Source organism: Geomicrobium sp. JCM 19055 (assembly GCF_000698185.1).
GTDB classification, from domain to species: domain Bacteria; phylum Bacillota; class Bacilli; order Bacillales; family Marinococcaceae; genus Geomicrobium_A; species Geomicrobium_A sediminis.
This window is the reverse complement of record NZ_BAXL01000011.1, coordinates 45,644-68,504: the sequence shown is the minus strand read 5'-3', so window position 1 is coordinate 68,504 and position 22,861 is coordinate 45,644. Positions and strand designations below refer to the sequence as shown.

The window sequence follows — 22,861 nt, the reverse complement described above, 5'->3', positions numbered from 1 at the left end:
ATGAATGAATCACAATATGATAAGATTAAATACGATTCTTGTACAATGAGGTGGCTGTATGTTTGTCCGCAATGAAAGTTTCTATACGTTTAGACGCAATTATCCGATCGTGACAACGTTAATTGCCATTCACATCGTTTTATTTTTTCTCGTTTTCCTTGGTCAAATTGGGATTTTCCCGCCAGGATTTGGATTCAACATTTAGGTGTCGGGTTAAATCTAGCGATTGCAGAAGGACAATGGTGGCGATTGATCACACCGATTTTTCTACACGCTGACTTAATGCACATGTTGTTTAACTCTTTTGCTCTCTTTTTGTTCGGTCCACCGCTTGAGAAAATGATTGGACGCACGCGATTTATAAGTTTTTATCTCGGTACTGCAGTCATCGCAAACATCGTAACCTTTATCCTTCAGCCGTTATACTATAGTCACGTTGGTGCTTCTGGCGCAATCTATGGGTTACTCGGTATGTACGTTTATATGATGATCTTTAGAAAAGAACTGATTGACGCAAGCAGTAGGCAGATCGTTACAGTTATGGTTGTCATTGGCGTGATTTTAACATTTCTTAATCCGAGAATTAATATACTTGCCCACATTATTGGACTCGTAGCAGGAATGGCACTTGCCGCCCCTTTTCTACTAAAGGCAAGGAACTTCTTTACAATCCCACTCGTTCGCCCTGAGCGAAAAGAAGGAAATGACATTGGGTTTGACCCGAATCGCTGGAAGAAGAAACGACGAATGCCCATTAAAGGGTCTACCATCATGAATGTTGTCGGGATCGTTTTTATCATTCTCGTCGTGATTGGCTTACTTTCAAACTTAGTTTAGGAGAGGTTGCGCATGAAACGAGCGGCAATCATTTATAATGAGCACGCAGGTCAAGCGAATGATCACTTAAGTATTGAACAAATCAAAGCACAAATTGAATCGCATGACTTCCAATTAAAACTTTGTCCTACTTCTAAGCCTGGTGATGGTGAACGAATTGCAAAAGAAACAGGCAAAGACGTAGATACGTTGTTTATATTTGGTGGTGACGGAACGGTTCATGAGTGCATAAACGGCATTCCTTCATTACAAAACCGACCGAACCTTGCTGTTTTGCCAGGTGGGACGTGTAACGACTTTGCCCGCACGTTAGGCATATCAATGAACCTCGAGGAGGCCATTGATCAAGTATGTACCGGAACGACCAAAACGGTGGACGTCCCGAAAATGAATGACCGTTACTTTTTGAATTTCTTTGCTGTCGGTTTAATTGCAGACACATCTGAAAACATTAACGAGGAATTAAAAGCAACAATCGGCAGATTAAGTTATTTTTGGAGTGCACTTCAAACCGTTACGAATCCGACTTATTATACGTACACGTTAACGAGTGATGATCTGCATCTAACTGGAGAAGCGTTATGATCCTCGTCTCTAACGGAAATTACATTGGTTCCATCGGATTACCTGCACAACACGAGTTAGATGACGGTTATTTAAACGTCTACATCGTTAAAGAAGGTGGACTTTCCTTAGTATCAGCCTGGAAGGAAGCCAAACTTAATGACCAACTCGACGAAAATGAGAACAATCTCATTCACCATCAGCTCAAACACTTAACATTGCATGTTGAACCAGAAGGTAACGTCGACATCGACGGTGAAGATGGCGGAAAAACGCCTGTTACAATTACGCTCGGTGACAAAGTTACGTTTTGTATTCCAAGTGAATCACAGTAAACACTGAGCAAATTGCTCAGTGTTTTTTTAGTGAAACTCAATTGGACCGAGGTAATTTGGTGCAACCGGAGGATGCAACGTATTCGTTAACGTGTATGGACCAACGTCTCGAACATCTTGATTTTCAATTCCCTCAAACTCTATCTCACGATAGCCATAATCTGCTGCAGTTAACAATACACCTTCAACAAACATGATGAGTTCATGTTCATTAACATCCTCAAGACCGTCATATGCAAGTGCAATTCGTTCTTCATCAATTTCGGTTACCGATTCCAAATCAAGCTCTTCAGGAATGACCGAAAAGTATCGGTCGCCTTGTTCTTCCAACTCCATGCGCTTTAACGTCTCTTCGAAACTGAGGTCCTCTTCTCGCTCAACATCCAAGCTCTTCCCTGTAACAAGGTATACATATTGATCTTCAACAGGTAATAAATAGTACCATTTGCTTCGTCTCGCTCTTCAGTGGCTGCACTTAACACTTCTTCAACTTCACTCGGTAAATCTAATGAAGCAAACGTTTCAAATCGGCTAACTTCTTGTAAAGCTTCACGTACTCGATCCATACTGCCTTCTTGAATTAAGCGTTGAATTGGTGAATCCCTTAAACCAAATTGCTCTGGGTCCACCCCGTTAAGCAATGTATCAATTTCATCTAGAATACTTTGCTCGTCAATCGTGAATGTGACATTTACAACCGTCTGCTCATCTGGTGCCAAAAATGGCAATGTGTACATCCCAGGACTCTCTGAGCTTGCTGCTAACGGATAATCGTAATGATCCCATTCCCCATTTAACTCAATGTCATCTTCTGTTGTTTCGGGCGTCTCTTCTTGACTTTCATACGGTTCATCGTTTTGTTCAGGTTCAAGCGGGACAATTTCTTCTGGTTGTTCCGAGTCTTCTATATAATGTTGCGCTTGGTCTTCTTCGCTGTCAGTGGCATCAAACTCTTCTTCTTCATCATTCGTAATTGCAAGTTGTTGATCTTCATTTTGATTTCCCCCTTGTGATGATAACTCACTACCATCTTGAAGGAGAGGAACTTGAGAAATCACAATGATAGCAAGTATTAATACTGCAGCTGAAGACATACCAACAATGACCGGTCGACTAAAACGATCACGCTTCGGACGATTTGAACGTGTCATCGTTTCAGCTTTTACACTTTTATAAATCTCGTTCTTATTCCGATCATCTTCTACACCGCGAAGCTTTTCTAACTTCTTGATTACTTCTTCGTCTTCATATCCATTATGACTCATGCTTCTCTTCCTCCTCTCGCAACGTTTTCTTTAATTTCAAGATGGCACGGTGTTGTGTCGTCTTCACTTTACTTTCTGACCAGCCTAATGCCTCTGCCGTTTCTTTGACTGTAAAAGATTCAATGAATCGCAAAATCAAAACTTGTTGCTGATCTACAGAACACTTCCCTAAAGCCCGGTAAGTAACCTCTAGCTCTTCTTTTGCAATTGTCCTTTGCTCAGGCAAAGGTTGATGATCTTGTATGTCAATTTTTTCATCAGAGACGACCATGCCAAACCATTTCCTTTTTTTGACGATTTTCTTTTCTAATATAATCAATGGTGACATGTTTTGCGATTGAAAACAGCCACGTCTTTTCATTACTTCTTCCATCAAAGCGATCATATGAATGAAATACTTTTATATAAACATCTTGTACAAGTTCTTCTGCAACATGGCGATCTCGAACCATGTAGAAAATGAACTGGAACAACGATTGATGATATTGTTCATAAAGGCGGTCGAACGTTTCATACACGATTACCGTTCCCCTTTGTAGTCGTTATTTAGCTTATCGAGTTACATATTTATTCCGTAATTTTTTTATTATGACAGAAAGCACGCTACCTCACTTACTCGGCAACGTGCTCATTTTTGTATTATGAAAAGGCGAGGACGAAGACCCAATAGCAACAGCATATAAAGCAACAAACATTAAAATGCCTGCTAACCATTTTAGGTTCGATCTACGTTGATTCATAAATTCACCTACTTTAATTACGTTCGTCCATTATTATAGCATGTTTCTTTTTTTACTCGTTCGTAAAAAAAGTGAAAAAGAAGTGATTTTTATTTCATATATAAAATGACAAGTACAGGTTATCTTTGACAAAGAATGACATTTAAAACTAGAATATGTGGAGAGCTACATAATAAGGAGGAATTGTGGAATGAAACGACCGATTCAATTTTCTGCAGCAGCATTACTAACTGTAGGAATGTTAAGTGCTTGTGCTGAGGATGATCCTGCACCAGCTGACACTGGTGGAGAAGACACAACGACTGAACAACCTGAAGATGAAGACACAGATGACGAAGAAGCTGACGACGAAGACATAGATGAAGATGACGATGAAGAAGATGACACGGATGATTCTGTAGAAGAAGCTGATGAAGAAGATGAAGAAAGTTCTGAATCCGATGACGAAACGGCTGCTGATACTGATGAAGCAGAAATGATGGAAGAAGACTTTGAACTTGTATTCTACGACGATCAAGTATTAGAAATGTACACAGAGACACATACAATCAGCGGTGAAGGTCAAGAAGGACTACTCATGAGCGCTTTAGAACAATGGCTAGCTGGACCTGACCATGAAGCACTCGTCTCGGTTACTGAAGACGAAGATGTTTCTGTACAATCTGTAGAAGACCATGATGGTGTTGCTCATGTTTCTTTTTCAGAAGAATTCGCTTTTCTTAATGTCGGTTCTGGATTAGAAGTTGGCATTATGAATCAAATCGCGCACACCGCTCAACAAGCGGGCTTTGATTCTGTGCTCGTTTTAATTGACGGTGAAAGTGCAGACACTGTATTCGGCCATGTAGATTCTTCCGAACCTTACACACCGGACACAGACCTTGACTCATATGACTCTATCGAAGATTAAAAAGCTTTCCTAAACAAAAGCGCATGGCAGTACTCCGTTGGAGTACTGCCATGCGCTTTATTTTTGTAATATTATTTACCCGATTCCCATGACTCACTCCTCCTCTAACAAAGTCAGAGGAAGTTTTCCTAAATTGACTCTTTTAGACACTTCGCCTAATTATTAGGAAATATATCTTAGATAACATAGATGTAATGCAAATGTAACAAAGCAGTGCAATTACTATTATGACAGCATTGGTTATATCACAATAGGCCTTTGGATTCTTTTTCCTAATGCAACAATCACAGTGACTTGTTATGGTAACACTCGTACAAATCACACAGGAGGTTTTACGAGTTTATGAGACGTTTAAAATATTTCCTTATGCCACTCGCATTTTTCTTTATGTTTACTAATACAACTCAAGCAAGTTCCGTTCATACCGTAACAGATGGTGATTCATTATGGAGTATCGGTGTTGATTACGGAGTCTCGATGCAAGAAATCCAAGAGTTAAACGGAAAGCCTGATACGAATCTTGCAATCGGTGAACGTTTACAATTACCAGATTCAATATCTGACGAAGAATTAGATCTACTCGCTCGCTTAATTCACTCTGAAGCACAAGGTGAACCTTATGCAGGTAAAGTAGCTGTTGGTACAGTTGTTCTCAACCGTGTTGCGGACGACCGTTATCCAGATACGATTACAGATGTAATTTATGAAGTTGTGAATGGCTACTATGCATTCAGCCCTGTTCTTGATGGAACAATTGAAGAACCAGCAGCGGATGAATCTAAGCTTGCTGCACGTGAAGCACTCGCATTTGAAGGACAAGGTGAAGGTTCGATTTTCTTCTACAACCCTGACACTGCGACGAACCATTGGAATGCTACTCGTGACGAAACAAAACGTATCGGCCAACACGTATTTGCTAAATAACGAAGAAAAGCCATTTGTCAAAAGACAAATGGCTTTATTTGTATTCACTTGTTTCCCAATATGTAAGACGTGGCCATGTTTTATGCCATTTTTTCTTAGCAAGACGTGCTTCATAAATCGGCATTAGCATTTGATTCTTAAGGAAAGCAGGGGTAGGTTTCACATATAGCTGAAAAGCATCAGAGAGTCCGTGTGGTGCTGAGATGATTAGTTTTCCTTCCTTGTCTAGAGACACCCCAAGAGCAGTAGCAGTTTCAGGGAACTTTGACATTGCATCTGTCGATGAAAGGTATGGCCTCACACCGTTTCGGTCATGCATTCTTACTTGGTTTTTGACAGACCATGGCAGATTAGGTCGCAGTAAGCGAAGTCGATCTTCAAGTTCACGATCCACCTGCTCACTCACTCCACCTTCACGGTTATCAAAATGTATCACATCAATGTCAGCTATAGACGAACGCTCAGTATATGCATGTACAGTATCCCAAATCTTCGAACGAACAAACCCGGCACACACCCACCAATCGTGCAATTCCAATTGCTGGACAGTTTGAAGGATGTCCATCATCCACTCATCACGTTCGATCAATACTTTTAATTTTTGTTCATCCATATAAAGACCTCCAAATTAAAGATGCTGTATTCCAAACGGTTTGATTTCGCATACGGTATTCAATAGGCTATAATTTCGTTATAATGAAGGAAAAGAATAAATGGGGTGGGAATTTGGCGTCACAAACGCATATTTTTTTTCAAGACGAGAAGAGCTTGCAAATGCCATTACACACGGCGTTGGCTCATTGCTTAGCATTGCAGGTTTAGTTTTACTCGTCGTGTACGCTTCCATCAACGGTACAGCTCTCCACATCGTAAGTGCTGCCATTTTTGGAGCAACAATGACGTTGCTTTATGTAAATTCAACTTTACTACACAGTTTTCCACAAGGGAACAAAAAAATTTATTTGAGATCTTTGACCACTCTTCCATATACTTGTTCATCGCTGGTACGTATACACCGTTTCTCTTTCTGGTCCTAGAAGGAGCACTAAGCTGGACATTGTTCGGCATTGTTTGGGGTATTGCCCTCATCGGCATTGCATTTAAAGCTTTTTTTGTGAAACGGTTCGTATTTTTATCGACCATATTCTATATTGGTATGGGTTGGATCATTGTTATTGTGTGGCAGCACTAGCCGCAGTATTACCGAATTCAGGCATGATGCTTTTACTTGCAGGCGGGATTTTTTATACAGTCGGAACCATATTTTACGTATGGCGAAGCTTTCCTTATCACCACGCAGTATGGCATGTATTCGTCATTGCAGGTTCGATGGCTCACTTTTTCGCCGTCTTCCGATACGTATTACCACTATAAGTACAAAAAAACCCGAAGCCGTTTGGCTTCGGGTTTCATTATTTATTTCGTGTTAAACATCTGTGTCCAGTAAGAACCGTAACTTCCACCTTCAGCATATCCAACACCAATGTGAGTGTAGTCAGCATTTAAGATGTTTTCACGGTGGCCTTGAGAATTCATCCAACCATTGACGACTTCTTCTGGCGAGCGTTGACCTGCAGCAATGTTCTCACCTGCTCCGCGGTACTCAACACCATAATGGTTCATCATGTCAAATGGTGACCCGTAAGTTGGGCTATCGTGAGAGAAGTAATTGTTGTCTCTCATGTCTTCTGATTTCACTGTTGCTACTTCGTTTAATTGCGTATCTGCTTCAAGTGGTGAAAGTCCACGAGACGTACGCTCATCGTTCGTAAGGTCAATAACCTCTTGAACAAATGCATGTTGATCGACGGATTGATCTTGATCAGATCCTTCATTCTCTTCTGGCTCTTCTACTTCTGGTGCTTCCTCTTCGTTACCTTCAGTTGGCTCGTCTACTTCTGGTGCTTCTTCTTCGTTACCTTCAGTTGGCTCGTCCACTTCTGGTGCTTCTTCTTGCTCTTTATCTTCTTCTAATTCATCTTGAAGCGGTGGGCAATAGATGTTGTATTGATCTCTTAAATACGCTGCAAGCTCTTCTAAATCTTTCATAGAATGAGAGTTTGAGTACGTCTTCCATTCACCATTCCAAAGACCAGCCTTGTACACGATGACATTTTTATGATGATCCAAACTTTGCGTTTTAGGCTGCTCCTCAGTTTGAGCAAGTGCACCCGTAGGTACAAGTAGAAATGCGGATAAAGCGAATAAGTATTTTTTTCATTTCTTCCACCTCCGACACTCATTATGCCGAGTGTATACGGAGTTGAAAAGGGTCTATTTCAGGTTTTCCGCTGGCAATATCAGGTATGAAAAGGAAATATACGTAGGAACATTTCATAGAGATTTCATTCGTGTCAGTGACATAATATTACCAACTATATTCCATTAAATTGTGTAACAATCCAATTACAGGGATTGGATAAAAATCCCTGTACAAACGATCATGGTTCGTGATTCCAGCTGTTTTCTATCATCAATATCCATGAATTTTTCTCGTATTACGCAAAAAAAAGCGGTGCATCGCACCACTTTTTCTTAAAGGTCATCTTCAGTGTCTTCAACTTCACCCGCTGGATCTTCACCTGCTGGGTCTTCACCTAGTGGATCTTCACCTTCCATGTCTCCACCACATGCTGCAAGCATACCTACCGCAAAAACTCCAGAGAGCATTCCGTACAAAAGTTTCTTGTTCATTGTATATTCTCCTCCTTAAAATAGTTGCGTTTTGTTGTTGCTTACTTGATTAATACCCACTCTAACAAACAAATATGCGCTTTGTCAGTGCTTTTGAAACTTTCCCACAATGGTTATAGTTTTCTATAAATTCGAACGTAATTCCTAGACATTTTTACCACAAAGCCAGTAACTTCCTCAAAATATGTTTAAACGCAATAGATATAGGGAACCGTTCATAATGATATTTTGTTCTGATTAGGGGGGGAAGACATCTTGGAAGACCAATCAAAGTATTTATTAACTACGTTACGTGACCATTTAGATGAATGGTACGAGGATACGTTACATGAATTCCATTCACATAACCAAGGAGACCTTGATGAGTTTCGGGATTTAATTAAACCGTACGCCACAGACTGGTTCAACATTATAATAGGCTCAACTTCTATCGACCTTGATCAATGGTCAAGCCAATTCGTGAACTTCTGTATAGGTAAACGATTTACATCAGATCACTTGTTATTATTATTCCGTTCTTTTCGGACTGCCTTTCAACAATTGCTCGTAAAAAAAAGTCGAAATGAATATTCTATCTTCGAAGCAAGCGTTTGACTGATCATTGATGTTGCATCTAGATGGGAAGAACTATTTGAAAACGTATGCCGTCAATACATGAGTTTTCAAGTTCAGACGATTGAACTTACTCGAAAAGAAATGTATGCCGTTTCAATCCCTCTCGTTCCAGTTTGGAAAGGGGTTGCCGTTCTGCCGATTATCGGTGATCTTGACGATGAACGATCTACTTACTTACAAAACCAAACTTTAAATCGAGCGACCGAATTAAGCTTAACTTGCATTGTTATTGACCTATCAGGAATTAACTCCATAAATACTTGGTTCGCACAACATTTATCGAATCTTATACAAGCCTTACGCCTACTCGGCATCAAAGTCGTACTGTCTGGAATGCGCCCTGAGCTTTCACAAACCATCGTACGCCTTGGTATTCGGTTCAAAAACACACGTACTTACTTAACACTTGAACAAGCCCTTCAATCCATAGAGCCTGCAAAATCTGACGAAAACCGTTACAATTTAGAAGAGAACCGACATCAAGATAAGTAGGTGAAGTCAATGAAAATGGTAGCTATTGATATGGATGGAACGCTGCTTCACTCTGATCGACACATTTCGGAAACGACTTCAGAGACAATTAAGGAACTTCAGAAAGACCATAAGTTTGTCATTTCAACGGGTAGAAGTTTGACAGATGCAATGAATATTGTCGCTGATGCAGGCATTGCCGCAGATGGCTTTGTTTGTGGGAATGGTGCTGTGATCGCTGACAAAGATGGAAATATTCTTGAACGTTTTAGTATGGATGTTCCAACTGCAACGAAAGTTGCTCATTGGCTTAATGATCATGAATTCTACTTTCACTTAGGAACATCTGAAGGTCATTATGCTACGAAAGATGCGTATCAGTTCTTTTTGAATGACCTTGAAGCATATGGTGAGTCTCACTCAGATGCAACGAAGCTTAAGCAAGCGATTCGTACACAAGCCGATCGTCAAATTCAAATGATGGGTCTAAATTTATTACCATCACCTGAAGACATTCCTAAGCATTCATTTATTCCTTATAAATTCCTCGTTTTATCACTGTTTCCAGAAAAGCTCGAGGATATTAAGAATGCATGGGAAGGCCATCCCCATATCGAATTTACAACATCAGGTACAGACAACCTTGAAATTATGCCCCCTGATGTAGACAAAGGTCGCGGTATTCGGTTCATGGCTGATCACTTGAAAATTGAGCAACAACATACCGTTGCAATTGGTGACAATTACAATGATGTGCCAATGTTTGAGGCTGCTGGCCTTAGTATTGCTATGGGAAATGCTGACGATTACATCAAAAGCATTACAGATGAGACGACGGTTCATCATAATGAAGATGGAGTTGCCAAAGCCATTCAACGTTTCATTCTTTCTTAGAACCTGGCTCTTTTAAGACCAGGTTTTTTTCTTATGGACGAAACATTCATCCGTCTACGCGTAAGCCTCTCTTTACGAACTTTACATCGTTTTAACTAGGTTGTTACCACAAATACGATTACACTAAATGTATTCTATAAAAGGGAGGAATCAACAATGACAAAGATCGCCTTAGAACATTTGTACAAGTATTACGAGAATGATCTCCCTGTTGTCAAAGACTTTGATTTACATGTACAAGATGAAGAATTCATTGTTCTTGTTGGTCCTTCAGGATGTGGAAAATCAACAACGTTACGTATGATTGCAGGACTCGAAACTATTAGTGAAGGATCGCTTTATCTCGACAATCTATTAATGAACGAAGCGCCACCTAAAGACCGTGACATCGCTATGGTCTTCCAAAACTATGCTCTATACCCACACATGAACGTGTTTGATAACATTGCATTCGGATTGAAATTAAGAAAATTCAATAAAGATATAATTAAACAAAGGGTACATTCTGCTAGTCACTTGCTCGGACTCGACGATTATTTAAATCGAAAGCCTAGAGCTTTATCTGGAGGCCAACGTCAGCGCGTTGCTCTCGGTCGCGCAATCGTTAGAAACCCGAAAGTTTTCCTAATGGATGAACCTCTCTCGAACTTAGATGCTAAATTACGTGTACAAATGCGCTCAGAAATCATGCAAATTCACCATCAATTAAAGACAACGACTATTTACGTGACACATGACCAAACAGAAGCGATGACGATGGCTAGTCGAATTGTTGTAATGAAAGATGGCATTATCCAACAAATCGGAACACCTTCTGAAGTTTATCATCGTCCAAACAATATTTTCGTTGGTAGCTTTATCGGTTCACCGTCAATGAATGTCGTACAGGGCAAATTGCATAACGGTTACTTCCAAGTAGGCAATGAAACGTTCATTAAAGTTCCTACCGAAATTTATCGTTCGCTTCAACACTGCATTGGAAAAGAGATCTTACTCGGCATTCGTCCAGAGCACGTGTCCTTGGTCGATTCGACTGATCGTTCAGTTTCCCACATTCATACAAAGATAAATCTAATTGAACTAACAGGCTCTGAATGCGTCATTTATGCACAAGCCGAACAACAAGAGCTACGAGTCACTGTAAAACCAACCCATCGCCTTAATCGAGGTGACCAAGTTCAATTCAAAGTCGATATGGCACACGCTCAGTTTTTTTGATGTCAAGACCGAACAACGAATTACACAACCTTCTTATGAAAACTAAACAAGCTCGTGCCTTTTGTTTATAGGCACGAGCTTGTTTAGTTAAGAACGAACGTCCCCGAGGTGACATTCATTCCATTTACGTTATTTATTACTGCTCTAATTCATTTACCGTTTGACGAGCAACTTGAATCTCTTCTTCAAGTTGTTTAAGTTGTCTCGTAACAGGTCGAACATTCCCACCAATGGATTCGATCTTTTCTAAATCGCCTTGCACACGGGCATAATCCGCTTTTAACATTTGTAACTGCTGTTTTGCTTCATCAATTGTCATTGTGATCACCTCAATTACTGCCTTAAACGTAACATCTTTCCAAGCATACGACAATTGCTACCCATGTCATTGTAGGAAACTTAATCCGTTACAAATAACGATACTTTTTCAAACCCTTGTTCTCCAATTCGCACAAGCCCTTTATCTGAAAGACGAATATCTGGGATGACGACAAGTGCTAATAGCGACAATGTCATAAATGCGTAGTTCATCGTACAACCGGCTTGGGCTAAATGTTCACTAATCTCTTTTGATTTTGCTGCAACTTCTTCAAACGGTGCATCAGACATTAACCCCGCCACTGGTAAAGGAAGTACCGTTTCTTGTTCATGCGTTCTTACAACGATTCCTCCTTGCATCGCACTCACTTCATTTGCAACGGTTGCCATCAGCTCATCATCATTCCCAATGACCATCAAGTTGTGCGAGTCGTGAGCAACAGTCATTGCCATCGCTACTGGTTGCTTAAATCCAACACCGGACAGAACCCCGAGCCTTGATTGCCGTTTTTACCATGTCGTTCAATGACAGACATCTTACACACTTCATCGGACAATACGAGTTTATTTTTTTGAACGTTTAAATCAACATGCTGTTCTTTCGTATCTACGTGATTTTCACGTACGCCAATCGTTCGAACTGTCACGGTTCCATCGCTAACTGGAGCGTTAATTTCGAAATCTTTAGCTTCTACCGTGCGCTCAAGCTTTACTGATTGAATTGCTGATTGTGGCCAATCGAATGCTGGTAAATCAACGACCATTTCATTGTTCTTAGCAACGACAGTACCTGCTGCAATTGTCGTTTCAACATTAATTTCATTTAAAGAGCCTTCGAGTAAGACCATATCAGCATAGCGACCAGGAGCAATTACACCGACATCATTTGATAAACCAAATCGTTCTGCAGTATTAATCGTTGCCATTTGAATGGCAATAACTGGAGGAACGCCTTGCATAATCGCATGACGGATTACAAAGTCAATGTGACCTTCATCTACAAGTGATTCTGGACTTCGGTCGTCTGTGACGAGTACCATTCTTCTCGTATTGATATTATGTTCTGTGAATGCTTTAATCGTTTCTGCCACATCGTGCCATGCAGAACCTCGACGTAATTTCGCGTATTGACCGAGACGAATCCGTTCAATCACATCTTCTGCGGTGGTACACTCATGATCACCACTAATGCCAGTGCTCACATAAGCGGACAGTTTCACATCGTCACTTGCAGACCACGTATAGTGACCGTCAGCAACTTTTCCTGCACGCAACGTCTCACGAATTTCACCGAGCATCTTTTCGTCACCATACACAACGCCTGGGAAGTTCATCACTTCACCGAGTGCAACCATATCGTCTCCCCACGTAAACGCTTCGGCAACTTCATTCGGTCCAATCTCAGCACCGTTTGTCTCAAACTCCGGACCTGTTGATGGAACGCAAGAAGCGACTTGCATGTATGCGGCCATTGGCGTTTGTCTTGCTTCTTCGAGCATTAACTTTAATCCTTCAAGTCCGAGTACATTCGTAATCTCATGGGCATCAAAGAATCCACCCGTTGTCCCTTTTGATAAGACGGCACGCGCAAACTGCGTAGGTGTAATCTGACTGCTTTCAATATGACAATGTCCATCTAAAAACCCTGGAGATAAGTATTTTCCTTGCGCATCGATGACGAGCGTATCGTCACCGATCGTATGTGAAGCGTCTTTTCCTACATAGGCAATTCGTGATTGATGAACAGCAACATCTCTCCCTTCAAGTAGCTCACCTGTCGTTACACTAACAAGTGTTGCATTTTGAATGACGAGCGTTGCTTTCATTTCCCCTCTAGCTGTTTGATTTAACTCGACAAGGCACTCTTCTTGCTTCTGGCGTTGATACATTCCTATTCCTCCTCATAATCTATAGAATAAACTTCAATTGTTTTACGTTGCTAGTTGTTGACGTACCTGCTCTACAGAAAATGTCATCACCCATTCTTTAATCTCTCGTTTATGAATAACAAACGTCGATAACGAATAATGCATCGGTCGTAATGCACGATAAAAAGCCATCGATGGGTTTTCAACAAGGCTTCTACGATAAACGATTGATAACCTTGTGCATAAAAATCCTCCATCGCTCGTTTCATCAATGCCTTACCAATTCCTTTTCGCTGTACGCCTTCCAATAAGTATAAAGCATAAACTTGTGCATGTGCTTGAACGTTTTTACTTCTTCCGATTGAAATGAATCCGATAATATTATTTTGATCATTACTTGCAACATAGGTCATTTCCATCCCTGCGTTAATTCTGCTTTCCATAGTGTTGCCCTCTCATCTACTTGTAAGCTATTAAGAAAAGAAGTAGGCACGATTCCTGGGTAGGTCGTTTTCCAACTACTTACATGGACATGCGCGACCTGTTTTACGTCTTCTAGCTTAATTTCTCGAATGTGTACGTTCATTTATTTTAGACAGTCCCTTCTCATTATGTGCTCTACGAAAAAGATCATTCATCTTTATAAAAGCTCTACACAGCAAAACGATATTGGTTTTTTTTGTATCTTTAGTCTATAATAAAAATGAAAATTGTAAATCAAACCACTAGAGGTGTCGCAAGACTGAGAGGGGCTCTTATTGCCCTAACTCTTCGAACCTGACCTGGATCATACCAGCGTAGGGAAGTGGGAACGGTCCTTCTTATCACTTGTTTTATTGGGACCTGTCTACCTACATCCCCCTGTGGCAAAAACAGAAAGGGGATATTTTTGTGCAAACAAGAACATTAATCATGGTCGAAATTGCTCTGATGACTGCATTAGCACTTATACTTGATCGTATTGAATTTAGCGGTCCATGGGTAATGGGAGGATCGATAACACTTGTGATGTTACCGATTTTTGTTATGGCATTTCGTCGAGGCGTTAAAGTCGGTGTAGCAACCGGATTACTTGTCGGGACGCTAAAGCTCGTTCTCGCTCATCGATTCTCCACCCTGTACAGGCGCTATTGGATTACCCCGTTGCCTTTGCAGTCGTTGGACTTGCAGGACTGTTTACACTACGTAATCGTAAAGGGGAACTTGCGATTAAATGGGCAATCGTTGGGCTTTTTGTAGCAAGCTTCTTGCGTCTATTCGTGCACATCATATCAGGGGTGATTTGGTTTGGTGCTTACACACCTGAAGGATGGAACGTTTGGATTTATTCGATCGTATATAACGCATCTTATATTATTCCAGCAACACTTATTACATTTGGAGTCATTTTCTTAATTAGTAAAGCACAACCGAGTTTCTTTAAGAAAGCCTTACCTGCATCTAAAGTAGACAATCCAATTGCTTCTTAATTTTGTCGCTACTCATCGTTGATGAGTAGCTTTTTTTTCGCATGATTTAAGGAAGATCAGGCAAGATAAGCTTGAGATGTAAAGAAAGGAGTCGCTTATGAAAAGGATTCTTTTTGCATTGTGTAGTTTGCTTCTTTTGTTTACGAGTGGCTTCAATGACGTTCAAGCGAAGTCAAAAGAAGAATGGCAAGACTCTGGTGAAATCGTCTGGAATGTTCCAAGTGAAAGAAAATTAATTGCGATTACATTCGACGATGGCCCACACCCTTTGTACACACCGTTAATTATGGATGTACTTAAAAAGCATCATGCAAAAGCAACATTTTTCGTAATCGGTAAACATGCAGAAAGGTATCCAGAGCTTTTACAACGAGGAATCGAAGATGGACACGAAATTGGGAATCATACGTATGAGCATGTCGGTATGCAAGGGATTTCTGATGATCTATTTCTTCAACAACTCGAAAAAACCGAACAAGCCATTATCGCTGCTACAGGAATTCGCCCTGTTTTCTTCCGCTCAGTCGGTGGCTATTATGATGACCGGCTCATCACATTAGCTGCAGATGAAGGATACCGGACGATTATTTGGTCATGGCATCAAGACTCTAGAGATTGGAAACGCCCAGGTGTAGCCAACATCATTAACAACGTTGCTCCTGGCTCTCATCCAGGTGACATCGTCTTGTTCCATGATGCAGGTGGCAACCGATCTGAAACGGTAAAAGCACTCGATAAAATCCTCGATCAATTAGAAAAAGAAGGCTTTGAATTTGTTACTGTAAGCGAGCTGTTGCTTCATAGTGGTTATGAAGGCATTCCTTCTGAACTGATTGGATTGTAATGTTCGTAAACCTACAAATCATTGACTAAACAAAAGCAAACGAGTCATATAGAATCGTTCGCTTTTTGTTGTTCTAACATCGTTAAGAACGCTTCAACTTGTGGTAACTGTCTATATTCTTTCTCAAACACAACCCACGTCTTGCGCTCTGAGTTAGGGATGAGCTCTACCCGATACCGTTCATCTAAATCTTCCACACTACATGCTGGTAAAACAGCAGCTCCAACTCCAGCTAACGTTAATGCTTTACACGTACCAATGTTGTTCACTTCGAGCATTCGCTCTGGCCATACGTTGTATTGATTTAAGATTGCTTTTCTAACATTCACATGATAGCTTGGTTCGGTTTGAAAAGATAGGAACGGCTTTTGTTGAAGAACTTCCGTTGCTGACATTCCCGTTTCTTTATAAACGAGTGCTAACGATTCCGTAAACCACGGTTGTACCGCCATTCCAATTAAAGGCTCATCGCCACGTACAATCGTAACGTGATGATGCACGACGTCTTTTAATAAGTCTTCACTTAGCCCTGTTTGCATTTCGATTCGTACTTCAGGGAACGTTTTCATATACTCTGCAAGTACGGTTGGTAATACATATTGAGCAACAACGGATGAGACGCCTATTTTCAAGGAACCTGCAACGTGATAATCAACCATAGCTAGTTGATCCTTCGTTGTTTGAACCGCTTGAAGTTGCAGTTTCGCATGTGCAATGACAATCTCGCCCGATGGCGTCGGTACAATACCTGCACTCGTTCGAATAAACAACTCTTGTCCCCATTCATTCTCGATCGTCTTTAACCGCTGACTAATCGCAGGTTGTGAGATGAACAAGTGAGATGCAGCTTTTTGCATAGAGCGGTATTCGTCCAACGCGACGAGTAATTGAAGGTCTTTCATAGAATGTCACCTCGCTTAGATGCTGCTAGATGCCAACTGTTTATTTCGGCATTCAAATCTATATGTATACGTTGCTCCTATTGAAACAATCTGCCCTTCACTTTCTGTTGAATCATACATAAAGGCGTGCCTCGTATTAGTCACAGCTTTTCATTCAAGGAACGCCTTATTCTTTTCATTCGTAAATTTTCTTTACTCGTCCAACCTGTCCATCAGTTAAGCGTACTTTAATGCCGTGCGGATGATGGTTCGACTTTGTAAGTAATTCTTTCACTGTCCCTTGTGTCGTCTTGCCTGTTCGTTGATCAGCTTTCAATACGATATCCACAACTTTACCAGGTGTAACGTCTGAGCGCGTTTTCCCATCCATGTTGTTCATTCCTCCTTCACTCACATATCGTATCATGAATTGGAGGAGTGTTGCCTGTTTACGTATTCCTCTAACGCCTCTTGCCACGGTCTAGGCTTTGGGAATCCGTTTAGACGTAGTGCTCGGTGAGCTAATACAGAATAGTATGGCCTTGGGACACCCTTCATATGAAGCTCTTTACGTTGAATTGGACGCACTGGAACGTCTGTTTTTGTGTATTGAATAATTTCATTTGCCCATTCATATCGTGAACAGCTACCTTGATTTGAAAAATGATACGTTCCGTACGCTTTTGTGTTCATAAGTTGTTGAATAAAACGAGCGAGATCATACGTATACGTCGGCGTACCAATCTCATCACTGACGACTTGCAACTCATTTACTTCGCGAGCTCGTTGAATGATTTTACTTACAAAATGATGGCCATCTTCTCCATATAACCACGACGTACGAACCGTATAAGAACGAGGATGAAAATGGGCAACCATTGACTCACCGGCGAGTTTAGATTGCCCGTATACTGTAAGTGGATTTGTTTGATCAAACTCTGAATACGGCTTCGTTTGATTCCCTTCAAATACAAAGTCCGTACTGACGTAAACGAGACGTGCACCAACATCTTTTGCAGCAATGGCTACATTTCTCGTGCCATACGTATTCACGGCATAAGCATCGTCTATATTCTCTTCGGCGGCGTCGACGTTTGTATATGCTGCCGCATGAATGACTACGTCGGGTTTTTCTTTTGTGAAGATCTGATAGACTTCTTCAAGCATCCGAACATCACATCGCTTACGATCCATCGGCACAACATTATAGCCTGCAATCAACAATTGCTTGACGAGTGCGTTCCCTAGTTGACCTCCAGCACCGGTCACGAGTACTTTATGGATACTCACGATTTATCCCCTCTTTCAAGGTACCATTCAATGGTTTCAATGAGACCTTGCGCAAACGTTGTCTGAGGTTGCCACCCTAACTGTTGTTGAATCTTAGATGCATCAATTGCATACCTTTGATCATGACCAGGCCGATCTGACACATAAGAGATGTTCGAATGAGGCAAGCCAAAATAGTCTAGAACATGTTTTGCCACTTCATTATTCGTCCATTCATTCGTACCGCCAATATTGTACACGTCCCCAATCGTCCCTTTTTGAAGAACGAGTAAAATGGCTCGAACATGATCTTTTACGTATAACCAATCACGTATGTTTTTACCGTCCCCATAAATCGGTAACGACAGTTGTCTGTTCGAACGCTCGATTAACGTTGGCAACAATTTCTCTCCGTGTTGATGAGGACCATAATTGTTCGAACAACGTGTAATATTCACCGGTAATCCGTGCGTCTCATAATACGACCGTACGAGTAAATCAGCTCCTGCCTTACTTGCCGAATAAGGATTGTTCGGTTGCAACACGGATTGTTCAGTAAACAGCTTCAAATCATCAAAAGATAGTGATCCGTACACTTCATCTGTTGATATTTGCACATAGCGGATGCCGCCACATTTTCTTGCCACTTCGAGCAATGAATGGGTACCTGCAATGTTCGTACGTAAAAACGGAGCACTATCTTGGATACTTCTGTCAACGTGTGATTCTGCAGCGAAGTTCACGATCGCTTCAATGTGATGATCGTAAACCAGCTGAAGCATCGTGTCATGATCACAAATGTCCGCTTGAACGAACAGATATCGACCTTCTTTCTCTACTTCTTGAAGGTAAGAGAGGTCTGCAGCATACGTTAGCCGATCCACATTCACGATCGTAATTGAAGGGTCTTCTTCTAAAGCATGAAGAATAAAGTGACTGCCGATAAAACCCGCTCCACCAGTAACTAGAACGTTCATACTCACCCTCCTCGTTCGTTATCAATAATTGAGAGCAAATACTGACCATACGCGTTTTTCTTTAACGGTTCTGCCAGTCGCCTTAATTGTTCTTTGGAAATGAACGATTTTCGATAAGCAATCTCTTCAATACATGCAACCTTAAGACTTTGTCGTTCTTCAATCGTTTCAATGAAAGACGATGCATCCAGCAGCGATTGGTGTGTTCCTGTGTCCAACCAAGCAAACCCTCGCCCTAATTGTTCAACATGCAACTTGCCCTCATCTAGATATCGCTGATTCACTGCTGTAATCTCTAATTCACCACGTGCAGATGGAGTAATGTCTTTTGCATATTGAACGGCCTGTTGATCGTAAAAATACAACCCTGTGACGGCAATCGAAGATTTTGGTTGTTCAGGCTTCTCTTCAAGCGAAACCGCTTTGCCCATCTGGTCGATTTCGACTACCCCAAAGCGCTCTGGTCGTTTTACTGGATAGCCAAAAACAATCGCACCTTCCTTTAACTTAGATGCGCGTTGAACAACACTAGAAAACTGACTTCCATAAAAGATGTTATCTCCAAGAATTAACGCTACAGAATCACCATCAATAAATGACTCTCCTAAAATGAGCGCCTCAGCAATTCCTTTTGGTGCTTCTTGCACTTTGTACGTAATGTTTAATCCAATTGAAGAACCGTCCCCAAGCATCTGTTCAAACCTTGGTGTATCTTGTGGAGTACTTATAATTAAGATTTCACGAATATCTGCGAGCATGAACACCGACAACGGATAATAAATCATCGGCTTATCGTAAACAGGCAGCAATTGTTTCGAAACAACACGGGTAAGTGGATAAAGTCGTGTACCGTCTCCCCCAGCTAAAATAATTCCCTTCATCGCCTCACTCTCCCCCTGTTCGTTTAAGTTGGAAAATGACTTGATGCATTTTTGCAAATGAAGTTAACTGGCCGAGCTGAAACCCATGCTTTCTACCCGCTTCTTCGACGTCTTGTAAAAACAAGTTCGTTCGCTCATCTTGGTCGAGTTGTGTATACGTCTTTAGCTGCAATTGAAATGGCTTATCAGCAAACAATTGATCTACGCTGTATGGAGTAAAAAAATCGCACATGCTGTGCATCAAGTACTCCTGACTGTGCATACGTCCATTGGCCTTGTAACATTTGCATCATAACTTCCCCGTGGCATACATTTGGTACGCTACAAACAAGTACACCACCAGGCTTTAGAATCTGACTGACCTGGTCAATAAATGTCCACGGATCAACAATTTTTTTCAAGGACGTTATGCAACACAACAGAATCATATTCAGAAGATAGTTGTGTAAAGTCAATTTGGTCGTAACTGTCTGGAAGTTGCACATAATCGAAATGGCTTTGTGCCATCTTACCGATCATTTCACGTTCTTCTATTCCATGAATCACAACATCATGATTACGGTTGCGATAATCAAGCCCTGTTGCGCCTGCACCACAACCGATTTCAAGCACCTTGCGACTGTTTGGTGCAATCAAATTAACGAGTTCAATTCTTGGGAACATGAACGTCGTAATATCCGCTCCCCATTTATCGATAAACGTTTGTTTGTTTCGAATATACAAATCATAAATATCAATATCTTGATTCGCTTGAAACGTCGCATGACCGTGGTGATGTACGAACGAGTCTTGAACAATCTTTAATTCATATCCTTTCGTAAACATTTGCGTGGATAAATCATCATCTTCAAATGACCCATCGTATAACGCTCATCAAATCCTCCAATTTCGTCAAGCAGTTGCTTTTTAACGAGCAAACAGAAGCCAACGAGCCGGAGAACACGCTTCGTCTCTCCTTTGTATTGGTTGCAATGTCTGATCGAAAATTCATCCAGTTCATCAATCGATTCATAATCAACACTGGTCCACTGTGCCCCAGACACATAATTGCTCATCGGTCCTACCATGCTACTTGATCTGTCTCATGCAAGGCTTTTCGCAACGGCTCTAACCAGTTCGGAGTTAACACCGTATCATTGTTCAAAAACAAAACATCGGCCCCAGTGGCGACATTCAACCCTTGATTGCACCCTTTTGCAAACCCTTGGTTCTTCTCATTATCAATAAAAATAACGTCCGACAACGATTGAATGTATGCTTTTGTTCCATCGCTCGAACCGTTATCTACGATGATCAATTCATAATCGTCTCGCTTCGTATGTTTATAAAGACTATCAATGCATTGCTTCGTTTTATCAAGTTCATTGTACGTAAGCACAACAATGCTCGTAATCATTTAAACACCTCCGTTTGTTATTCTTATGTGAGGTGCCCATGAACGTGAAACCATCTACATTATATTTTTCTCGCACGCATAACATATTGGTATGCACTTCCCCGTTCAACGAGCGTTGTTGTGTCGATTCCAAACTCTGAACCGACTGCTTTTAAACGTTCTAACAATTGAACTTGATTCCCTTGAACGAGAGGAATGTATTGAAAAGCTTCAAATTCAAAGCCATTCTCAACAAACATTTTATGAATCTCATTTACAGTAAAGAAACGCATATGGGTTTGATCCATTAACCCCATTTTCGTATACGTAAAGTTTCCCCTTAACAATTCTTCAATAATGGAGACGTGATTAATGTTAGGAATACTTGCACATACGACTCCACCTTCTTCTAAAAAAAGGATGAACTTTACGTAACACAGCCCATGGGTCGACTAAATGTTCAAGAACATCGCCAAAAACAACGACATCAAAGGTTTCATCTGGATACGGCCACGCTTCATCTTCGATGTTTCCATAATGAACACGATCAAGTACTTTTTTTGCTTTCGTAGCGGCTTCCTTAAATGCCTCGATTCCTGTAACATAGGCGCCATTCCGTTCTTTTAACACTTCCCCTAACCTACCTGATGAACATCCAATATCAACAATTCGTTTTGCCTGTTCAGGAATTAAATTTACAAGCACTGTATTGTAAGACTGATAATACGTTTCGTCTTTTTGATTATAAAAATCACTCACCACTCACGCCTCCTCGCCACACTTTTGTGCAAATGCTTACCATCTTTAGCGTATGTAGTGACAAGTTGTACATATGTAGAACTTTTTTTCAACGAAAAAAAGCTTGAAGACCGTAGTTCGTCTTCAAGCTTTTATATACTTAAATGTTGTTTATATGCAGCATCTAATTGTTCCGTTGTTAGCTCGTAAAGTTGCTTCCCATCAACCTTATACACTTCCAACTCTAACAATTCCTTCATAAGGAAGTCTTTGTTCATTCCTTGATCAAACTGTGTCATTCGTGTTCGACCCTTTCCGTATATATTCTCTATGGACTTGAGGGCGTATTGGGTTAGTTATCTATACCCTAGAAGTTGGAAAATCAAACACGAAATTGAAGAACAATGCAAGGCTGGGTTGCGTAGGCTATTGTATTACCTCATACATTTACAGCTTGTTTTAGTCGCTTCCCTGGTTTAAAAGCAGGAGACATGCTCGCTTTCACTTCAATCTCTTCACCAGTGCGAGGGTTGCGTACCTTTCTTGCATCACGTTTCCGAGTTTCAAATTGTCCAAAGCCAATTAACTGTACACGTTCTCCATTTTGTAAGTTTTCCGTAATCGTCTCAAAAATAGCATTCACGGCCGTTTCACTTTGCTTTTTCGTTAACTCACTTTTTTTCTGCTACAACACGAATCAAATCAGCTTTATTCATTTTCCTGCCTCCTCAATTTTTTTCCAATGTATTCTTAGTTTTACAACCTAAACTGTCA

Annotated in this window: 30 protein-coding genes, 5 pseudogenes and 1 riboswitch; of the genes and pseudogenes, 13 read left to right on the top strand and 22 right to left on the bottom strand. The window is 40.9% G+C overall.

Features of this window, described 5'->3' with window-relative positions; translation table 11 throughout:
• Nucleotides 1-58 precede the first annotated feature (58 nt).
• The 4 genes from JCM19055_RS29355 to JCM19055_RS23665 are packed head-to-tail and all read left to right on the top strand — an operon-like array spanning nt 59 to nt 1,736.
• Nucleotides 59-205, top strand: a complete 147-nt coding sequence (locus tag JCM19055_RS29355) for a hypothetical protein (RefSeq protein WP_265182033.1) — start codon at nt 59-61, stop codon at nt 203-205.
• 44 nt (nt 206-249) lie between these two features.
• Nucleotides 250-837, top strand: a complete 588-nt coding sequence (locus JCM19055_RS10940; protein ID WP_052366226.1) for a rhomboid family intramembrane serine protease — start codon at nt 250-252, stop codon at nt 835-837.
• Nucleotides 838-849: 12 nt separating this feature from the next.
• On the top strand, nt 850-1,422 hold the full coding sequence (locus JCM19055_RS23670) for a diacylglycerol kinase family protein (RefSeq protein WP_052366225.1): 573 nt from the start codon (nt 850-852) through the stop codon (nt 1,420-1,422).
• Entirely contained in the window at nt 1,419-1,736 is a 318-nt protein-coding gene (locus tag JCM19055_RS23665; RefSeq protein ID WP_052366224.1) for a hypothetical protein, read from the top strand. The genes JCM19055_RS23670 and JCM19055_RS23665 overlap by 4 nt, the downstream gene beginning before the upstream one ends.
• A gap of 27 nt (nt 1,737-1,763) precedes the next feature.
• Here JCM19055_RS23665 and JCM19055_RS10930 read toward each other — a convergent pair whose 3' ends face one another.
• The 3 genes and pseudogenes from JCM19055_RS10930 to JCM19055_RS10920 all read right to left on the bottom strand — a co-directional run bounded on the left by JCM19055_RS10930 (nt 1,764) and on the right by JCM19055_RS10920 (nt 3,453).
• Complete coding sequence (locus tag JCM19055_RS10930; protein WP_152549842.1) at nt 1,764-2,123, bottom strand: hypothetical protein; 360 nt, start codon at nt 2,121-2,123, stop codon at nt 1,764-1,766.
• On the bottom strand, nt 2,078-3,001 hold the full coding sequence (locus JCM19055_RS10925; RefSeq protein ID WP_042359749.1) for a hypothetical protein: 924 nt from the start codon (nt 2,999-3,001) through the stop codon (nt 2,078-2,080). Before JCM19055_RS10925 ends, JCM19055_RS10930 begins: the two co-directional genes overlap by 46 nt.
• Nucleotides 2,991-3,453, bottom strand: a pseudogene (locus JCM19055_RS10920) (sigma-70 family RNA polymerase sigma factor). The gene JCM19055_RS10925 and the pseudogene JCM19055_RS10920 overlap by 11 nt, the downstream one beginning before the upstream one ends.
• Before the next feature lie 478 nt (nt 3,454-3,931).
• On the opposite strand from JCM19055_RS10920, the gene JCM19055_RS23660 reads away from it, so the two are divergent.
• Both JCM19055_RS23660 and JCM19055_RS10910 read left to right on the top strand, forming a co-directional pair.
• Nucleotides 3,932-4,651 (top strand): GerMN domain-containing protein, encoded by a 720-nt coding sequence (locus JCM19055_RS23660; RefSeq protein ID WP_052366223.1) that lies wholly within the window; start codon nt 3,932-3,934, stop codon nt 4,649-4,651.
• A 342-nt stretch (nt 4,652-4,993) separates the two neighbouring features.
• Nucleotides 4,994-5,575, top strand: a complete 582-nt coding sequence (locus JCM19055_RS10910) for a cell wall hydrolase (protein WP_042359748.1) — start codon at nt 4,994-4,996, stop codon at nt 5,573-5,575.
• Nucleotides 5,576-5,609: 34 nt separating this feature from the next.
• On the opposite strand, the gene JCM19055_RS10905 is transcribed toward JCM19055_RS10910, so the two are convergent.
• Nucleotides 5,610-6,188, bottom strand: coding sequence for a nucleotidyltransferase family protein (locus tag JCM19055_RS10905; RefSeq protein ID WP_042359747.1), 579 nt, complete (start codon nt 6,186-6,188; stop codon nt 5,610-5,612).
• 100 nt (nt 6,189-6,288) lie between these two features.
• On the opposite strand from JCM19055_RS10905, the pseudogene JCM19055_RS10900 reads away from it, so the two are divergent.
• A pseudogene (locus tag JCM19055_RS10900) lies at nt 6,289-6,949 on the top strand (hemolysin III family protein).
• Between the two features lie 42 nt (nt 6,950-6,991).
• Here JCM19055_RS10900 and JCM19055_RS10895 read toward each other — a convergent pair.
• Together JCM19055_RS10895 and JCM19055_RS27335 are read right to left on the bottom strand one after the other, a co-directional pair.
• Nucleotides 6,992-7,705 carry a CAP domain-containing protein gene (locus JCM19055_RS10895; protein WP_052366222.1) on the bottom strand — a complete coding sequence of 238 codons (714 nt, stop codon included), beginning with the start codon at nt 7,703-7,705 and terminating at the stop codon, nt 6,992-6,994.
• Between the two features lie 405 nt (nt 7,706-8,110).
• On the bottom strand, nt 8,111-8,269 hold the full coding sequence (locus tag JCM19055_RS27335) for a hypothetical protein (RefSeq protein WP_169966017.1): 159 nt from the start codon (nt 8,267-8,269) through the stop codon (nt 8,111-8,113).
• A gap of 255 nt (nt 8,270-8,524) precedes the next feature.
• Here JCM19055_RS27335 and JCM19055_RS10890 point away from each other — a divergent pair, with 255 nt between their 5' ends.
• From JCM19055_RS10890 to JCM19055_RS10875, 4 genes and pseudogenes are all read left to right on the top strand, one after another.
• Nucleotides 8,525-8,863 carry a hypothetical protein gene (locus JCM19055_RS10890; protein ID WP_042359746.1) on the top strand — a complete coding sequence of 113 codons (339 nt, stop codon included), beginning with the start codon at nt 8,525-8,527 and terminating at the stop codon, nt 8,861-8,863.
• A gap of 60 nt (nt 8,864-8,923) precedes the next feature.
• Complete coding sequence (locus tag JCM19055_RS10885; protein WP_052366221.1) at nt 8,924-9,376, top strand: STAS domain-containing protein; 453 nt, start codon at nt 8,924-8,926, stop codon at nt 9,374-9,376.
• Between the two features lie 9 nt (nt 9,377-9,385).
• Nucleotides 9,386-10,249 (top strand): Cof-type HAD-IIB family hydrolase, encoded by an 864-nt coding sequence (locus JCM19055_RS23655; RefSeq protein ID WP_052366220.1) that lies wholly within the window; start codon nt 9,386-9,388, stop codon nt 10,247-10,249.
• 156 nt (nt 10,250-10,405) lie between these two features.
• Nucleotides 10,406-11,513 (top strand): annotated as a pseudogene (locus JCM19055_RS10875) (ABC transporter ATP-binding protein).
• A gap of 90 nt (nt 11,514-11,603) precedes the next feature.
• On the opposite strand, the gene JCM19055_RS10870 reads toward JCM19055_RS10875, so the two are convergent.
• The 3 genes and pseudogenes from JCM19055_RS10870 to JCM19055_RS23650 all read right to left on the bottom strand — a co-directional run bounded on the left by JCM19055_RS10870 (nt 11,604) and on the right by JCM19055_RS23650 (nt 14,096).
• Nucleotides 11,604-11,840 (bottom strand): SE1832 family protein, encoded by a 237-nt coding sequence (locus tag JCM19055_RS10870; protein ID WP_265182032.1) that lies wholly within the window; start codon nt 11,838-11,840, stop codon nt 11,604-11,606.
• A 26-nt stretch (nt 11,841-11,866) separates the two neighbouring features.
• Nucleotides 11,867-13,674, bottom strand: a pseudogene (ade, locus tag JCM19055_RS10865) (adenine deaminase).
• An 86-nt stretch (nt 13,675-13,760) separates the two neighbouring features.
• A complete protein-coding gene (locus tag JCM19055_RS23650) occupies nt 13,761-14,096 on the bottom strand; it encodes a GNAT family N-acetyltransferase (RefSeq protein ID WP_081833622.1) in 336 nt (111 codons plus the stop codon).
• Between the two features lie 274 nt (nt 14,097-14,370).
• A riboswitch (TPP riboswitch) is annotated at nt 14,371-14,474 on the top strand.
• Nucleotides 14,475-14,565: 91 nt separating this feature from the next.
• Between JCM19055_RS23650 and thiT the strand changes: the two are divergent.
• Both thiT and JCM19055_RS10850 read left to right on the top strand, forming a co-directional pair.
• Nucleotides 14,566-15,122: pseudogene (thiT, locus tag JCM19055_RS31635) on the top strand (energy-coupled thiamine transporter ThiT).
• Nucleotides 15,123-15,219: 97 nt separating this feature from the next.
• On the top strand, nt 15,220-15,966 hold the full coding sequence (locus JCM19055_RS10850; RefSeq protein WP_042359744.1) for a polysaccharide deacetylase family protein: 747 nt from the start codon (nt 15,220-15,222) through the stop codon (nt 15,964-15,966).
• Nucleotides 15,967-16,010: 44 nt separating this feature from the next.
• On the opposite strand, the gene JCM19055_RS10845 is transcribed toward JCM19055_RS10850, so the two are convergent.
• The 13 genes from JCM19055_RS10845 to JCM19055_RS10810 form a co-directional block, all read right to left on the bottom strand.
• A complete protein-coding gene (locus tag JCM19055_RS10845; protein WP_042359743.1) occupies nt 16,011-16,868 on the bottom strand; it encodes a LysR family transcriptional regulator in 858 nt (285 codons plus the stop codon).
• A gap of 175 nt (nt 16,869-17,043) precedes the next feature.
• Complete coding sequence (locus tag JCM19055_RS10840; protein WP_042359742.1) at nt 17,044-17,238, bottom strand: YwbE family protein; 195 nt, start codon at nt 17,236-17,238, stop codon at nt 17,044-17,046.
• A gap of 32 nt (nt 17,239-17,270) precedes the next feature.
• Nucleotides 17,271-18,137 carry a dTDP-4-dehydrorhamnose reductase gene (rfbD, locus tag JCM19055_RS10835; RefSeq protein ID WP_042359741.1) on the bottom strand — a complete coding sequence of 289 codons (867 nt, stop codon included), beginning with the start codon at nt 18,135-18,137 and terminating at the stop codon, nt 17,271-17,273.
• A complete protein-coding gene (rfbB, locus tag JCM19055_RS10830; protein ID WP_042359740.1) occupies nt 18,134-19,093 on the bottom strand; it encodes a dTDP-glucose 4,6-dehydratase in 960 nt (319 codons plus the stop codon). Before rfbB ends, rfbD begins: the two co-directional genes overlap by 4 nt.
• A 2-nt stretch (nt 19,094-19,095) precedes the next feature.
• Nucleotides 19,096-19,974, bottom strand: a complete 879-nt coding sequence (gene rfbA / locus JCM19055_RS10825) for a glucose-1-phosphate thymidylyltransferase RfbA (RefSeq protein WP_042359739.1) — start codon at nt 19,972-19,974, stop codon at nt 19,096-19,098.
• 4 nt (nt 19,975-19,978) lie between these two features.
• Nucleotides 19,979-20,215, bottom strand: coding sequence for a hypothetical protein (locus tag JCM19055_RS23640; RefSeq protein ID WP_052366217.1), 237 nt, complete (start codon nt 20,213-20,215; stop codon nt 19,979-19,981).
• Between the two features lie 143 nt (nt 20,216-20,358).
• Complete coding sequence (locus JCM19055_RS23635; RefSeq protein WP_052366216.1) at nt 20,359-20,799, bottom strand: class I SAM-dependent methyltransferase; 441 nt, start codon at nt 20,797-20,799, stop codon at nt 20,359-20,361.
• Nucleotides 20,775-21,029 carry a glycosyltransferase family 2 protein gene (locus JCM19055_RS23630; protein WP_152549841.1) on the bottom strand — a complete coding sequence of 85 codons (255 nt, stop codon included), beginning with the start codon at nt 21,027-21,029 and terminating at the stop codon, nt 20,775-20,777. Before JCM19055_RS23630 ends, JCM19055_RS23635 begins: the two co-directional genes overlap by 25 nt.
• 5 nt (nt 21,030-21,034) lie before the next feature.
• Nucleotides 21,035-21,370, bottom strand: coding sequence for a glycosyltransferase family 2 protein (locus tag JCM19055_RS23625; RefSeq protein ID WP_052366214.1), 336 nt, complete (start codon nt 21,368-21,370; stop codon nt 21,035-21,037).
• A 59-nt stretch (nt 21,371-21,429) separates the two neighbouring features.
• Nucleotides 21,430-21,609: a hypothetical protein gene (locus tag JCM19055_RS23620; RefSeq protein ID WP_265182030.1), complete on the bottom strand. Its 180-nt coding sequence runs from the start codon at nt 21,607-21,609 to the stop codon at nt 21,430-21,432.
• A gap of 115 nt (nt 21,610-21,724) precedes the next feature.
• Complete coding sequence (locus JCM19055_RS10815; protein WP_193745393.1) at nt 21,725-22,108, bottom strand: bifunctional 2-polyprenyl-6-hydroxyphenol methylase/3-demethylubiquinol 3-O-methyltransferase UbiG; 384 nt, start codon at nt 22,106-22,108, stop codon at nt 21,725-21,727.
• Between the two features lie 131 nt (nt 22,109-22,239).
• Nucleotides 22,240-22,386, bottom strand: coding sequence for a Fur-regulated basic protein FbpA (locus JCM19055_RS25430; RefSeq protein ID WP_081833621.1), 147 nt, complete (start codon nt 22,384-22,386; stop codon nt 22,240-22,242).
• Nucleotides 22,387-22,526: 140 nt separating this feature from the next.
• Entirely contained in the window at nt 22,527-22,730 is a 204-nt protein-coding gene (locus tag JCM19055_RS10810) for an HU family DNA-binding protein (protein WP_370543081.1), read from the bottom strand.
• Nucleotides 22,731-22,861 lie beyond the last annotated feature (131 nt).

Excerpts from the sequence above, each read along its gene's own strand:
- JCM19055_RS29355 (WP_265182033.1), top strand. The coding sequence starts at position 59 with ATGTTTGTCCGCAATGAAAGTTTCTATACGTTTAGACGCAATTATCCG.
- JCM19055_RS23670 (WP_052366225.1), top strand. The coding sequence starts at position 850 with ATGAAACGAGCGGCAATCATTTATAATGAGCACGCAGGTCAAGCGAAT.
- JCM19055_RS23665 (WP_052366224.1), top strand. The coding sequence starts at position 1,419 with ATGATCCTCGTCTCTAACGGAAATTACATTGGTTCCATCGGATTACCT.
- JCM19055_RS10925 (WP_042359749.1), bottom strand. The coding sequence starts at position 3,001 with ATGAGTCATAATGGATATGAAGACGAAGAAGTAATCAAGAAGTTAGAA.
- JCM19055_RS23660 (WP_052366223.1), top strand. The coding sequence starts at position 3,932 with ATGAAACGACCGATTCAATTTTCTGCAGCAGCATTACTAACTGTAGGA.
- JCM19055_RS10910 (WP_042359748.1), top strand. The coding sequence starts at position 4,994 with ATGAGACGTTTAAAATATTTCCTTATGCCACTCGCATTTTTCTTTATG.
- JCM19055_RS10905 (WP_042359747.1), bottom strand. The coding sequence starts at position 6,188 with ATGGATGAACAAAAATTAAAAGTATTGATCGAACGTGATGAGTGGATG.
- JCM19055_RS27335 (WP_169966017.1), bottom strand. The coding sequence starts at position 8,269 with ATGAACAAGAAACTTTTGTACGGAATGCTCTCTGGAGTTTTTGCGGTA.
- JCM19055_RS10885 (WP_052366221.1), top strand. The coding sequence starts at position 8,924 with ATGAGTTTTCAAGTTCAGACGATTGAACTTACTCGAAAAGAAATGTAT.
- JCM19055_RS23655 (WP_052366220.1), top strand. The coding sequence starts at position 9,386 with ATGAAAATGGTAGCTATTGATATGGATGGAACGCTGCTTCACTCTGAT.
- JCM19055_RS23650 (WP_081833622.1), bottom strand. The coding sequence starts at position 14,096 with ATGGAAAGCAGAATTAACGCAGGGATGGAAATGACCTATGTTGCAAGT.
- JCM19055_RS10850 (WP_042359744.1), top strand. The coding sequence starts at position 15,220 with ATGAAAAGGATTCTTTTTGCATTGTGTAGTTTGCTTCTTTTGTTTACG.
- JCM19055_RS10845 (WP_042359743.1), bottom strand. The coding sequence starts at position 16,868 with ATGAAAGACCTTCAATTACTCGTCGCGTTGGACGAATACCGCTCTATG.
- JCM19055_RS10840 (WP_042359742.1), bottom strand. The coding sequence starts at position 17,238 with ATGGATGGGAAAACGCGCTCAGACGTTACACCTGGTAAAGTTGTGGAT.
- rfbB (WP_042359740.1), bottom strand. The coding sequence starts at position 19,093 with ATGAACGTTCTAGTTACTGGTGGAGCGGGTTTTATCGGCAGTCACTTT.
- rfbA (WP_042359739.1), bottom strand. The coding sequence starts at position 19,974 with ATGAAGGGAATTATTTTAGCTGGGGGAGACGGTACACGACTTTATCCA.
- JCM19055_RS23640 (WP_052366217.1), bottom strand. The coding sequence starts at position 20,215 with ATGCACAGCATGTGCGATTTTTTTACTCCATACAGCGTAGATCAATTG.
- JCM19055_RS23635 (WP_052366216.1), bottom strand. The coding sequence starts at position 20,799 with ATGTTTACGAAAGGATATGAATTAAAGATTGTTCAAGACTCGTTCGTA.
- JCM19055_RS23630 (WP_152549841.1), bottom strand. The coding sequence starts at position 21,029 with ATGAGCAATTATGTGTCTGGGGCACAGTGGACCAGTGTTGATTATGAA.
- JCM19055_RS23625 (WP_052366214.1), bottom strand. The coding sequence starts at position 21,370 with ATGATTACGAGCATTGTTGTGCTTACGTACAATGAACTTGATAAAACG.
- JCM19055_RS23620 (WP_265182030.1), bottom strand. The coding sequence starts at position 21,609 with ATGTTTGTTGAGAATGGCTTTGAATTTGAAGCTTTTCAATACATTCCT.
- JCM19055_RS25430 (WP_081833621.1), bottom strand. The coding sequence starts at position 22,386 with ATGACACAGTTTGATCAAGGAATGAACAAAGACTTCCTTATGAAGGAA.